The sequence below is a fragment of the Aerococcus urinae genome (assembly GCF_001543175.1).
GTDB classification, from domain to species: domain Bacteria; phylum Bacillota; class Bacilli; order Lactobacillales; family Aerococcaceae; genus Aerococcus; species Aerococcus urinae.
This window is the reverse complement of sequence record NZ_CP014161.1, coordinates 717,605-731,038: the sequence shown is the minus strand read 5'-3', so window position 1 is coordinate 731,038 and position 13,434 is coordinate 717,605. Positions and strand designations below refer to the sequence as shown.

Sequence of the window (13,434 nt, the reverse complement as noted above, 5' to 3'; positions counted from 1 at the left end):
AATTGTACCAAGATCGCAAATTTTTGTATAGAAGACTTTCAATAGCAGCAAACTTTCTCAGGATCCTAAAAAACTTTTCTAGCCTCCTAATTCATGATAAGATTACACTAGTTAATATTAGAGAGGAAACATTCCAGTGAAAAATTTCCCCTTAACTGCCACGATTGTAGCAATTATTTTCACCCAAATAATTAAATACCCGATTGCCTATCTCTTTATGGGAAAAAAGGAAACCAAACTTTCTATTATCCATACGACCGGTGGCATGCCCAGTTCACATACCGCCGCGGTAACCGCCTTAATCACTTCCCTCATCCTTCAAGAAGGCTTTTTGTCTCCCTACGTTGCCATAGCAACGGCCTATGGGCTGATCGTTATGTTCGACGCCATGGGGGTAAGAAGACAAAGTGGTGAACAAGGCATTCTGATTAGAGAGTTATTGGCCGTATTACGCGAACACTATGTTAGTGAAGAGGATGGTCAAATCAATGAGAAGTTAGATCAGATTGATGACCAAAATATGGTTATCGATGATTATCTTGGGCATAAACCTTCGGAAGTCTTTGGGGGCTTTGTCGCTGGGGTCGGTGTTGCCTTTTTTATTCGCTTTATCTTTTTTTATTTTGATTGGATGATTTAATGACAGAAAAAAACATCAAAGATTTAACTATTATTGGCGCTGGACCCAGTGGTTTATTCGCCGCCTTTTATGCAGGAATGCGTCAGCTTTCTGTACAAATTATTGATAGTCTTGCTCAAGTTGGCGGACAGCCCCACGCCTTGTATCCAGACAAGGCGATTTTTGATATTGGGGCCCTTCCGCAAATTACCGGTAAGGAACTCAGTCAAGCGCTGATGGAACAAGTGAAACCCTTTGCTTCGACCACTAGCTTTCACTTTAACCATGACATCACTGAAATCAATGATGAAGGGGATTATTTTTCCTTAAGAAGTCAAAAGGCATGCTTTTATAGCCGAGCTGTCTTAATTGCCGCTGGGGGTGGCGCTTTTAGACCACGTTCGGCAAATATTAAAAATGAAGCTGAATTTGAAGGGGACAAGTTATTTTACACCGTTAACCAGGCTCAAAATTTTCAAGGTCAAGTAGTCGCTATTTTAGGGGGAGGCGACACGGCTTTAGATAACGCTCTATTAGTTAGCCAGTATGCCAAGAAGCTTTATCTGGTCCACCGCCGAGATAAATTTCGTGGCCATGAATTTAGCCAAGCCCAGTTGAAAGCAAAAAGCAATGTTGAAATCCTCACTCCCTACCAAGCTAAAGCCATCCGTTCCCTCGAGGGGGGCCAGCAGGTAGAACTCCTTTTAGGCAAAAGTCGTAGCCAGGAAAGCATTGTTCTCCAGCTAGACAGTATTATTTCTTCTTATGGTTTTCAAGCAAACATCAATGCCTTTAAATCATGGCCTATCGAGTCTCTCGGCCAACGTATTCCTGTTAATGAACACATGCAAACGAGCCTGGCAGGGGTCTATGCCATTGGTGATATTTGTACTTATACAGGTAAAACCCAGCTAATCGCTAGTGGCTTCGGTGAGGCCCCAACAGCCATCAACGCCATCACTCACTACCTCTACCCCGAGGAAAAGCTAGCCCCACTTCATAGCACCACTTACTTTAAAAAATAAAATCCATAAACAAAACCGCAGCTAATAATTGCCTGCGGTTTTCTTATGTTATAGTTGATCATTCTCAACGCCATCACTCATCATCAGGTGTGTGAATAATTTTAGTCATTGGGACTGGAGGAAGGTCATTATTTTGCTGACGAATTTTGGCATTACGGTAATTCAAGCTAGTTTCAACATTACCTCTTTTATTTTGCTTTTGCCAGTTGATTAGTATGCGGTCAATGTAGCGCAAATTTAATACGCCATTCAAAACCGCTTCTTTAATGGCTGCCTTTACCGTTACCACATCATAGTGGTCTTCACTAAACCAAGCCGCCACTTGCTGGTATTCGATTGGCGATAAGGGACGACCAAATTCTTGTTCAATAATTTGAAAGATCGATCCTTCAGCCTTCTCTTCCGCTTGTTTTTCTTTTTTGGCATGGTTTTCTTCAAATAAACGCTCTAATTTTTGATAAAGCAAGTCTAGGCTATAGTATTCAATCTGCTGACCCTGGTCACTTTCTTCGCTCTCAATTGATAAGAATTTTTTATCAATCAAATTCTGAATCATATCATAAGTTTCACCCTGGCTATAGCCCATACGCTTTTGTAAGGCTTGAATCGGTGGAAAATCGTCTTGCATTTGCTGAAAGCTGACAATATGAATGAGAAACATCACTTCCTCATTGCTCAAAGAGAGCGCTTGATAGTTTTCTAATAAGCTGGTCTGTAAAACCGTATATTGTTTTCTTTCAACCACTAAAGTCCACCCTCTTAATTCATTTTTTCTTGCATAAAGCGACTAATCCGCTCAATCGCCTCTAAGAATAAGTTCTCGTCAGTCGCATAAGATAACCGTACATGTTCTGGCATTCCAAAGGCAGAACCCGCTACCAAGGCAACGTGGGCTTCTTCTAGAATCGCCATGACAAAATCATCGACACTATCATAACCACAGCTTAAAGCAGCTTGCTGGCATTTTGGAAATAGATAAAAGGCCCCTTGGGGTTTATTAGCTAGTTCAAAACCTGGTAAATTGATTACGGCTTCATAACCTTTATTTAGACGCTCTTCATAGGTTGAACGCATGGATTCAACCAATTCTGGACCGCTCTTGAAGGCCCCTAAAGCCGCGTATTGGCTCACACCAGCCGCATTACCACTGATTTGACCCGCTAATTTGTTGAGCATTTTTATAATCTTTTGATCAGCCAAACAATACCCTAAGCGCCAACCTGTCATCGCATAACTCTTTGACATACCATTCACCACAATGGTATTGGCACGAGCCTCTGGGCTTATAGCAGCAAGAGAGTAAAACTGGTTGCCGTTATAAACTAACTGGCTATAAATTTCATCAGCAATCATCAATAGATTGTGCTTCAAACAGTAGTCAGCAATAGCCGCTAACTCTTCCTTACTTAAAACCGTTCCGGTCGGATTAGCCGGCGAATTAATCAGCAAAATCTTTGTTTTTGGAGTGAGGTATTGGTCAATAATTTCAGGCGTTAAGCGGAAATCACTGTCAGCATCAGTTTGAGCTAAAACTGCCTTGGCCCCAGTTAGGCGTATCTGTTCTTCATAGCTCACCCAATAAGGGCTTGGCACAATCACTTCATCGCCTGGATCTAAAAGAATTTGAAACAAATCATAAAGGACTAACTTGCTGCCGTTAGCAATAAAAACTTGCTCAGCCGTATATGGAACACCATCCTTCTTTTGGTGGAAGTTAGCGATGGCTTCTCTAACTTCTAAAAGGCCTCCAGCCGGCGTATAATGATGACCCTTTCCTTGGTCTAATGCTGCTTTTGCATAATCCACAATGGGACGGGGAGTGGGAAAATCCGGTTCCCCTAAGGTTAAACTAATAATATCCTTGCCTTGAGCTTTTAATTGTTTGGCTCGATCACTGGCTTTAAGGGTACTTGATTCTTTTAATTCTAAAGCGCGTTGCGAAAACATGCTAGCTTTCCTCCTATAATTTATCTATGGTTTCATACCAATGACCACTCGCTGCATTAATGTAATGATAGCCCAAGTGTCCATCTTGGTTAATAAAGGAAACTTCCCATACCAATTGGTCATCTTCAATTCCAATCCGAGCTTCTTTGACCTCTTGGGTATTCACATTATTTAAGGTCAATGATTTAGCTTCTTGTTCATTGACTAATTCATTCACCTTACCGGTTATTTTTTTATCGGTTTCCGGTTGATAGGCATAATAAATAGGCTCACCTTGGTCATTCTCGCCTTGGATGGTATAAGTCGTATGATCCTTATTTAAAATATAAAATTTCCCCATATTTTTTAAACCAATATCTTCCCGAGCCATAGTCATTAACTGTTTTTCCTCTTGAATAATTGGTTTTTGTGAATTGAAGAAAATCGTAAATAAGCCAAAATTAATAATAATTAAACACACAAGAAATGCATTTGCTAATCTTCTTGTCATAGGTCTCTCCTTTAGTCAGACTTGAGAATAGCGTCTAAACTGACTTCTTCTACTCTTAGTTCATCTCCAAGCACCTTATCAATCATATCCTTATAAGAACTGTAAAAGATCCGCTTATCTAAAACAATAAAGGCGGCCGGGAATCGATCACTCAGCATACGTCCTAAACTCTGCTTTAAGCGTAAGAGCATTTGAGGTAGGGATTCTTGGTAGAAATAACTCTGATTACGCTCCTGCCAGTAGTCACGACGGGCTTGTTCCCTCACTTCATCTGGCGAGCGAAAAGGTAATCTCGCTAGTAGGTAATAGTCACTATGAGTAGGTAAATGCAGGCCCTCAGTCAAGGCTTGCAATCCGATCAGGAGGCCATGGTGACTATCATTATAGCGACTGATGGCATCTTGGTGGCCATATTTTTTCCCCTGAATAAAAGTGACAGCGATGAGTTCTTCCGGCCAAGATTCTTGAATAAAATGATTTAAGGCAGCCAATAGCTGTTTGGAATTGAGCATGAGATAAATTTTCTTATCCCCGTTAATCAATAGCGCCTGTAAAATCTCTGCTAAATAGTGGATCGATTCCGTCTCCGATAAATCATGGAGTGAGGGGTAATCGCTAAGAATATACAAGCCTTTATTGGCATAAATCGTCTGATCAATTGGATAAGTATAGAGATGATATTTTTTTACCCCATACATGCTTTCCAGACTCCGTCGACTTTCCGGCAAGTTAACTGTAGCCGATAGGAATAGCACCTGACTCGGACACTTTTCCCAAATTTCACTCATAAAGTCTGCTACCGCCTTAGGATAAGCGCTAACTCGAGGATAATTTTCTGGATAGCTAATTATATAATAATAATCATTCTTATTGGTAAACAGTTTCTGAATATCTTCGATAATTTTTTGACCCAACCCCAAGGCTTGTAGCCATTTTTGTATGTGATTTTGCTTTAATAATTTTTCTTTTTGCGCCATCGCTAAACTAGTGCCATAGACTCTTTGAACCCCTTTGAGATCTTCCCACAATTGGGCAAAAAGTAAATAAGTATTATATAAACGAGGATCAGTTCCAGAAAAATAAACGGCTTCATGACTGTCATGATTCAATAATTCATCCAGGACATGGTCAAAGGTTTTAAGAGCATTTTGCAGCTGGTCTTGCCAAGTGTATAGGACTTCTTCAATTACTCGGTTACTGGTATCAAGATAATACTTGTCCGTTAACTGACCAAAAAAATGCTCTTGTTGGTTTAAGTAATCATTGATATCTGCCAAATTCTGATGAACAGCGAGATCTTTTTCGATAATTTGTGGGAGCTGGTGGCACTCATCAATAATCAGGTCGCTTGCCTTAGTCCACAATCCATTAGCGACTAAGTCCTCTTTATGGCGAATTAAGTAGGCGTGGTTGGTCCAAATAATATCAGCCTTTTTGGCTAAGTGTAATTGGTGTTGGTAATAATTCCACTGCATAGGCATCTGGTCACTATGATAATGATTCTGATAGAGTGCCAGATTATCCCACTGTTCCCAGAGGGGAGATTGTCTCAAGCCATGATTTAATTCCGCTAAATCTCCTGTTTGCGTCTCACTTACCCAAAGTAATAAGGACAAGGTAAACATACTTTCATTTTTAGAAACATGATTTTCCTTAGCCTTCAGGTAATTGATATAAACTTGGAAGGTGTTTAAATCGAGATAATGGTCCTTACTTTTTAAGACCGCCACTTGTATCCTTCGCCCCAATTGATTCACCAATTCTTGCAGGTGGTCTTCTTGCCATTGTCTGATCATGACATTATTGGGAAAAGATACGATTAAATGTTTTCCAGTCTTAGAAGCAACTTGTAATTGACCTAAGATACTGTTATAGGTTTTTCCTTGGCCCGAATTGGCTTTCAAAAAGGCAAATTGGTCACTATTTTGGTCAAAGAAATTCATTACATCCTCTTGGATATTCAGATGACCACTATCTTGGTCTTCTTCTGTACCAGCTAGCGGCCTGTATAGACCCACATTAATTTCAGGATTAAGGGTAAATGATCCACGGATCAGGCCCTTATTTCTCTGACAATGGGCCTGATTATACCAATAGCTGAAATATTTTCCAGTTTGGCGTATGAAAAATTTTAACCCGGGCTGCATTGCTTGATATAAAGATTCAGGGAGGCTGGCCACTTTATCCATGACTTGGACTAGTAATTGAGCAGTTGCCCGGGCGTCTTCAATAGCAGTATGGGCCTTCACTAGATTAATGCCATGGTCAAGAGAAAAATCTCCTAGCTTATAGCTGTCTGCCTGGGGATATAGGACGCGGATTAATTCCACTGTATCGATCCCCTCTAGATCAAGTGCCGGTAAGCCTACGCCTTCAAAGGAAGCACTAAGAAATTTATAATCAAAATTAATGTTGTGGGCCACAAAGACACAATCTTGTAATTGTTGAAAGAGGTCTGGAGCAATGTCTTCAAATAGGGGGGCATCCCGTAAATCTTCAGTCTGGATACCAGTTAAATCGCTAATATTTTTAGGAACAGGGATGAGTGGCTGGATGTTGCTTTTAAATTCACCAATCTTTTTCTGCCCTTCTAAAAAAACAACCCCAATTTGAATAATGCGGTCGCCACGGTTATATTTGGTACCGGTAGTCTCTAAATCAACCACGGCATATTTAACAGGCATCTACCGTACACTCCTTCTATTTTGAGTTCATTGATTGGCTTTCAAATAGGCTAGTAAGTCGTCCTTGCTATTAGGACATTGTTCATTAACCACAGCTGCTTCAGCCTGATTAAGATACTGGCCAATAAGGCGTTTATCATTCGGGGCTAAGTCAGCAATAATATCGCGGCCATTAAGGGCTAAGTCTTTACGGCTATGGATAGGCAGCGCTTCCCATATGGCTTCCACTTGCCCGGCTTTTCCTTTAGGGAAATGGCGAGCAAATTCACTCTTAGCCTGGCCTTCTCTTTGAATGAAATTTTCCACTGTTTGAGCTGTGTTTAAGCCAAAACGATAGAGTAATTGCGCTGTCCAAGCAGACTGACTTTCTTGACGGGCGGTTAAGGCTAGGAAATATTCCTTAATTAATCGGTTCTGTTTATTCGACATTTTCCAAGCTCGGGTAAAGTCATCAATAAATTGCAAGTCACACTTAGCCAGGAAAAAATAAACTGCCCAAGCAAAAGTATCACTAGGAAAAACCTGCTCAGGACTCAAGACATCCAACATTTTTTGGAAGCTTGCCTGTCCATTTTCCGTTAAAGGGCAGTAACGATAGAGCTGTAAATCAATAAAATCGGTCAGGCCGGCTTGCCAGTGTTGGCCTTGCCATAATTTAGCCATCTCTGTCTCTATCCGCTCCACAGCAATTTTTTCAAGTAAGGGTGCTGATTCCTTGATGGCTTGGGCAGTATCAGTCTCAAGTTCAAAGCCTAATTGACTGGCAAAGCGCACTGCCCGCATCATCCTTAGAGCATCCTCTTGAAAGCGGTCATGGGCCTTTCCTACCGCTCGTAACCGTCCTGCTTTTAAATCTTCTTGACCCTGAAAATAATCAATTAACTGCCCTTCAGTACCCATGGCCATTGCGTTAATCGTAAAATCACGGCGAAGAAGGTCTTCCTCTAGGGAGCGAACAAAAGTTACCTCTTTAGGTCTGCGGTAATCTTCGTATTCAGATTCCGTTCTAAAGGTAGTGATTTCATAGGTGTCTCCATTGAAATAAGCCATAACCGTTCCATGTTCTAGGCCTACATCAAAATGTTTGGGGAAGATTGCCTGAATTTCTTCGGGGAAAGCGCTGGTGGCGATGTCGACATCATGGCTAGCCAATCCCAATAAAGCATCACGGATACAGCCTCCGACAAAGTAGGCTTGGTAACCGAAAGTCTCTATTTTCTTTAAAACCGGTAAGGCTTTTTGAAATTCTCTATTATCAATAATCATAAAATGTGTTCCAATCCGTAGACAAATTCCTCTAATTGTTCACAAACCTTTAGAGCAAGAGTAACACCATGCATATAAGATTCACGGTTATAGGAGTCTTGGCGGATGGTCAAACCTTCTCCTGGCGCACCAAATTGAACAATTTGATGAGAATTTAAGCCAGGCAAACGGACACTATGAATAGGAATCCCCTTATAATCAGCCCCACGAGCCCCAGCTAAAGATTCATTACGGTTAACAACAATATCCTCTTTTTGCTTTTGACTTTCATGGATTAAATCCGCTGTCTTAATGGCGGTACCACTAGGCGCATCCGCTTTTTGCGCATGGTGCAATTCAATAATTTCGACATGGTCCAAATATTTGGCTGCTTCTTGACTAAATAGTTGCATGAGGACGGATGAAATCGCAAAGTTAGGTGCAATCACTCCACCTAGTTTCTTTACACTGGCTAGAGCTTGTAAGCGGTTTATTTCATCGCTTTCTAAACCTGAAGTCCCAATGATAGGATGGATATTATGTTCAATATAAGTTTTACAATGATCAAATACCACACTTGGATGGGTAAAGTCAACCACAGCATCAACTTCAACCTCCCCTAAGGCTTCTTCCACACTAGAGTAAATTGGCGCCAAGCCTTTAAAAGTTTCCAAGTCGTCTTGATGTTGGTCTAAATGATGGTTAACGAGGGCTGCTAGCGTAAAGTCGTCACTTTCATTAATCATATTGACAGTCGTCTGTCCCATTTTTCCTAAAAAACCAGTAACCATTACCTTCATCTTGATCGCTTCCTTTCACTATCAATCTTCATATGCACCATTATAGCATGACTTAAAGCTCCTGTTCCCAGTCTTTTACTTGGTCGATAACTGAGCTAAGCGCTGAGGATTGCTTGAGTTCTGGTTTATCAGCTAATAGTTTGACAATTTTTCTAAATTGACCCTCTTCCCTTAAGAAATAAATATAATCCACTAAGAAGTCATTGTCATCTTTTAAATCGCGACTAGCCAGGTCATAATATTTTCGGGCTTGATCATAATTTTCCGTTTGATTATAGAACTGGGCCATTAACCAGTGACTATTTCCATCACTGATCCCCTTATCCTTTATGGCCTCAATAAGTTCTTGAGCCCTATCCTCATTATCAGAGTCTAAAGCCAAACGTAATAATTGTTGATAAGCTCTGATATTATCCTCATCAGCTTCTAGGACCTTCTCATAGTCTGCTTGGGCCCGCTTGAATTCCTTAAGGTAGAAATAGAAATTTGCTCTTTCCATGTATAAGACGCTGGCATAAGGGTCCTTACTAATGGCTTCATTAATGACTCTTAGAGCCTGATCGCTTTCATGAAGCTCCCATTTACACTTGGATAAAAGTAGGTAATAGGAAGGATCTAGCAAATTATTTTCATAGAGAGGACTCAGTAATTGGTCGCAATAGCTATAATCCTGGTCATGGTAAGCCAGAAAAGCTAGTTGTTCCTTCTCAGCCTGGCTCAGTGCGCTGTTTTCTTTACTAGAAAGCAGCTGAGCCGCCTTGTCATATTGACCGGTAGCAACTAGGGCATACTGATAGTTATCTTTCACTTCTTCTCCAATTTCAGGGCTCAGACCCTCCTTTTGACTCAGGTCATGGTAAAGTTTAAGGGCTTCTTTGAAGTCCCCCATAGTAAAGACTAATTGAGCCATACCAAATTCTATCGCCTCTTGACCAGGAGCCAGTTGGTTGGCTTCCTTCAATTTAGCCAGACTAACTTCAGGTAGACTGAGCATTTGATAAGCGTCAGCTTCCAATAGCAAGGCTTCCAGATATAAATCATCATTTGGATCAATACTGAGTAGGTAATCCAAGCCCTCTTCATAGCGGCCATCGTCCATAGCCAATTCTCCCAATAGCAAAGGCCAGGTGGCTTCGCCGGGATAGCACTTAGCGGCTTCCTGATAAATTGCCTTGGCATAGGGAATAAAGCCAAGTTGTTGGAAATTATAGCCCAGCTGAGCAAAATCTTCCTTACTTCCCCTTTTAATCAGTTGGTTAAGCAAGACCGCTAATTTTTCTTGGGCTTGGTCATATTTTTCTTGAACAATCAATTCTGTGATTTCTTCATATAATTCCTTCATGCTAACCTCCATATTTGTTTATTTTAGCATAGATATAAAGCTTAACCCTACCGATAAGTAATAAATAAAAACTGCCAAGTCCTTCTGAGAACTTGGCAGTTTCAAGTTAAGGAAGATTAGCCCTTAACAACGTCTTTTAAACCTTTACCTGCTTTAAATGCAGGTACTTTACTTGCTGGAATTTGAATTTCGTCACCTGTTTGTGGGTTACGTCCCTTACGAGCGGCACGTTCACGTACTTCAAAATTACCAAAACCGATAATTTGAACATTTTCCCCATCAGCTAAAAAGTTTTCAATTGAAGAAAATACTGCATCAACGACTGGTTGAACATTTTTCTTCGATTCACCAGTTGATTCAGCTACTTTTTGTACTAAGTCAGCTTTATTAGCCATTTTTACACCTCCAAAAATATTTCCATTCTTCTCGTGAATGGAGAATTATCATCAATGACAATTCTCTATAAATATACCACAGAAAGCACGTCATAACAACATTTATACCTTATATTTCAATGTTTTACCGTCGATTTCTGCTAATAATATGTAGGGGGGTTCCACTAAAATCAAAGGCTTGCCGAATTTGGTTAGCTAGGAAGCGCTCATAGGAAAAATGCATGAGATCAGTATCGTTGACCATCACGACAAAGGTCGGTGGCCCGACACTCACCTGAGTCATATAGTAAACCCGTAACTTTTTCCCTTTATCTGAAGGCGCTGGATTAATGCGGATAGCATCCGCCAAGACTTGATTAAGTAGGGAGGATTGAATCCGACGGTTAAAGTTTTCATGAACTTGGATAATAAGATCTGGAATCTTATCTAAACGCTGCTTACTTTTCGCAGAGACAAAAAGGATAGGTGCATAGGATAGAAATTGGAATTGAGCGCGGATATTATCTTCAAATTCCTTCATGGTGTGGCTGTCTTTTTTTAGGGCATCCCATTTGTTAACTATAATAATAATTCCCTTCCCTGCCTCATGAGCGTAGCCAGCTACGGTCTTATCTTGATCACGGATCCCTTCTTCGGCATTGAGGACGAGCAAGACAACAGATGCCTGTTCAATCGCAGACATCGACCGCATGACACTATATTTTTCAGTTGATTCAGAGACTCTCCCTTTTCGGCGAATCCCTGCAGTGTCAATAATTTTAAAACTGCGCTCATTATATGAAAAGTAAGTATCCACTGCATCTCGGGTGGTGCCAGCAATATCAGAAACAATCACACGGTTCTCACCCAAAATCGCATTTACTAAGGAGGATTTCCCCACATTTGGCCGTCCAATTAAGGCAAAAGAAATCGTTTCCTCATCTTCGCTATCCTCATCTTCTAAAGGAAAGAGACGGTAGATTTCTGCCAAGAGATCCCCAATTCCTAAGCCATGGGCACCTGAGATAGGATAGGGATCATTAAGGCCTAGTCGGTAAAAATCGTAAATTTCTGCTTGTAATTCGGGATTATCCACCTTATTTACCGCTAAGAGGACAGGCTTATCAGACTTTTGCAGTAGACGGGCGATCATTTCATCGGTTTCTGTAACCCCATCAACTACACTAGTCATCATAATAATTAAATCAGCCTCTTCCACTGCAATTTCTGCTTGCAGGCGGATTTGTTCGACAAAGGGTTCGTCGTTAAATTCAATCCCCCCAGTGTCAATTAAACGTAGCTTCCGCCCCAGCCACTCTCCTTGGGCATAGACACGGTCACGGGTTACTCCAGGAACATCTTCAACGATGCTGATTCTTTGCCCGGCAATCCGGTTAAAAATTGTCGATTTCCCCACATTAGGTCGTCCGACAATGGCGATATTTAGGGTTTTCATCCATAACCCCCTCCTTCTAGGCGAATAAATATTCCAATCGGATTAAACAAAAATAGGGCCGGGATAGCTCCCAGCCCTTATTAATCTTTACTAATCTTCTGAAGAATCGTCAAGATTTAAGTCTTTTAGTTGGTCACCTAAAAGATCAGCAAATGAGAAGCCTGTGTCTTCGTCATTGCTACTTTGAGATGCTTGTGAACGTTTTGCTTGTGCCGGTTTGTTACGACGGTTATTGGCTTGGCCCTTACGTTCGCGACGTGGAGCTTTTTGTTCGTCTTTGTCAGACTCAGAACGTTCTGGAGCTTCTTCAAGTGCTTTGATTGATAAAGATAGACGGTGTTCTTCTGGATTAACATCAAGAACTTTGACTTTAATATCTTGGCCTTCTTCAAGTTTATCAGAAGGATGGTTGACATGTTCATGAGAAATTTGTGAAATGTGAACTAAACCTTCAACGCCAGGGAAGACTTCTACGAAAGCACCAAAGTCTACGATACGGCGTACTACACCATCAAGTTCAGCGCCTTTAGGAGCTTTTTCTTCAATATCTTCCCAAGGACTTGGAGTAGCTGCCTTAGTAGATAAGGAGATACGATCACGATCTTCATCGATTGATAAGATCTTCACCTTAACTGTTTGGCCAACTTCTAATTCATCAGAAGGATGGTTAACATGGTGGTGAGCAATTTGTGAAATGTGAACTAAACCATCGATACCACCTAAGTCAACAAAAGCACCAAAGTTAGCTAAGCGAGCAACAGTACCTTCAACAACTTCGCCTTCTTCAAATTGTGCTAATTTTTCAGCACGTTCAGCTTCAGCTTGTTCACGAGCAATTTCTTTATGGGAAAGAATTAAACGGTTTTCTTGAGGATTAATTTCCACAATTTTCACTTCTAATTCTTTGCCTTTATATGGTGTGAAGTCACGTACAAAGTGGTCTTCAACCATAGAAGCTGGGATGAAACCACGAACGCCAGCATCAACCACTAAACCGCCCTTAACAACTTTTGTTACTGGAACAGTAATGGTTTCTTCATTTTCAGCTTTTTCTTCTAATTCTTTCCAAACTTTCTTTTGTTCTAAACGACGACGAGAAAGTAAGAAAGTTCCGTTTTCTTTATCTTTAATGTGTTTTACAACCACTAATTCGAGAGTATCACCAACATTAGCGATTTCAGTGACATCGTCAACATGGGAAGATGACAATTCACGGAAAGGTACGACCCCTTCAACACCAGCGCCTTCAATACCAACAATTAATTGATTGTTTTCATCAATGGTTAATACTTCTCCTGTTACCGTATCACCAATTTTCACTTCTTTTGTTTCTGCAAGCATATCCTCCATAGAAGGCATTTCTTCATTTGCCTCTACTTCGTTATTTGCTTGTTGTTCAAACTCATTTGTCATAAACTTATATCCTCTCCTGTAAATAAAAGTACTAACCAT

General features: G+C 40.8%; 12 protein-coding genes. 2 read left to right on the top strand and 10 right to left on the bottom strand.

Annotated elements, in window-relative coordinates; translation table 11 throughout:
• The first annotated feature begins 136 nt into the window (after positions 1 to 136).
• Together AWM73_RS03300 and AWM73_RS03295 are read left to right on the top strand one after the other, a co-directional pair.
• A complete protein-coding gene (locus AWM73_RS03300) occupies positions 137 to 640 on the top strand; it encodes a divergent PAP2 family protein (RefSeq protein WP_060778079.1) in 504 nt (167 codons plus the stop codon).
• The gene (locus tag AWM73_RS03295) at positions 640 to 1,644 is read left to right on the top strand and encodes an NAD(P)/FAD-dependent oxidoreductase (protein ID WP_060778078.1); all 1,005 of its coding nucleotides are present in this window, start codon (positions 640 to 642) and stop codon (positions 1,642 to 1,644) included. Before AWM73_RS03300 ends, AWM73_RS03295 begins: the two co-directional genes overlap by 1 nt.
• 73 nt (positions 1,645 to 1,717) lie before the next feature.
• On the opposite strand, the gene AWM73_RS03290 is transcribed toward AWM73_RS03295, so the two are convergent.
• From AWM73_RS03290 to rpsA, 10 genes are all read right to left on the bottom strand, one after another.
• Entirely contained in the window at positions 1,718 to 2,389 is a 672-nt protein-coding gene (locus AWM73_RS03290; RefSeq protein ID WP_060778077.1) for a DnaD domain-containing protein, read from the bottom strand.
• Between the two features lie 14 nt (positions 2,390 to 2,403).
• A complete protein-coding gene (locus AWM73_RS03285) occupies positions 2,404 to 3,591 on the bottom strand; it encodes a pyridoxal phosphate-dependent aminotransferase (protein WP_060778076.1) in 1,188 nt (395 codons plus the stop codon).
• A 13-nt stretch (positions 3,592 to 3,604) separates the two neighbouring features.
• The gene (locus tag AWM73_RS03280; RefSeq protein WP_060778075.1) at positions 3,605 to 4,081 is read right to left on the bottom strand and encodes a cell wall elongation regulator TseB-like domain-containing protein; all 477 of its coding nucleotides are present in this window, start codon (positions 4,079 to 4,081) and stop codon (positions 3,605 to 3,607) included.
• Positions 4,082 to 4,092: 11 nt separating this feature from the next.
• Positions 4,093 to 6,765 carry an exonuclease domain-containing protein gene (locus tag AWM73_RS03275; protein WP_060778074.1) on the bottom strand — a complete coding sequence of 891 codons (2,673 nt, stop codon included), beginning with the start codon at positions 6,763 to 6,765 and terminating at the stop codon, positions 4,093 to 4,095.
• Positions 6,766 to 6,792: 27 nt separating this feature from the next.
• A complete protein-coding gene (locus AWM73_RS03270; protein WP_076340209.1) occupies positions 6,793 to 8,031 on the bottom strand; it encodes a CCA tRNA nucleotidyltransferase in 1,239 nt (412 codons plus the stop codon).
• Positions 8,028 to 8,810, bottom strand: coding sequence for a 4-hydroxy-tetrahydrodipicolinate reductase (gene dapB, locus AWM73_RS03265; RefSeq protein ID WP_060778073.1), 783 nt, complete (start codon positions 8,808 to 8,810; stop codon positions 8,028 to 8,030). Before dapB ends, AWM73_RS03270 begins: the two co-directional genes overlap by 4 nt.
• A gap of 52 nt (positions 8,811 to 8,862) precedes the next feature.
• Positions 8,863 to 10,152: a tetratricopeptide repeat protein gene (locus AWM73_RS03260; RefSeq protein WP_060778072.1), complete on the bottom strand. Its 1,290-nt coding sequence runs from the start codon at positions 10,150 to 10,152 to the stop codon at positions 8,863 to 8,865.
• A gap of 116 nt (positions 10,153 to 10,268) precedes the next feature.
• Positions 10,269 to 10,547 (bottom strand): HU family DNA-binding protein, encoded by a 279-nt coding sequence (locus tag AWM73_RS03255; protein WP_060778071.1) that lies wholly within the window; start codon positions 10,545 to 10,547, stop codon positions 10,269 to 10,271.
• 124 nt (positions 10,548 to 10,671) lie between these two features.
• Positions 10,672 to 11,982, bottom strand: a complete 1,311-nt coding sequence (gene der, locus AWM73_RS03250) for a ribosome biogenesis GTPase Der (RefSeq protein WP_060778070.1) — start codon at positions 11,980 to 11,982, stop codon at positions 10,672 to 10,674.
• Positions 11,983 to 12,072: 90 nt separating this feature from the next.
• The gene (rpsA, locus tag AWM73_RS03245; protein ID WP_060778069.1) at positions 12,073 to 13,395 is read right to left on the bottom strand and encodes a 30S ribosomal protein S1; all 1,323 of its coding nucleotides are present in this window, start codon (positions 13,393 to 13,395) and stop codon (positions 12,073 to 12,075) included.
• Positions 13,396 to 13,434: the final 39 nt, after the last annotated feature.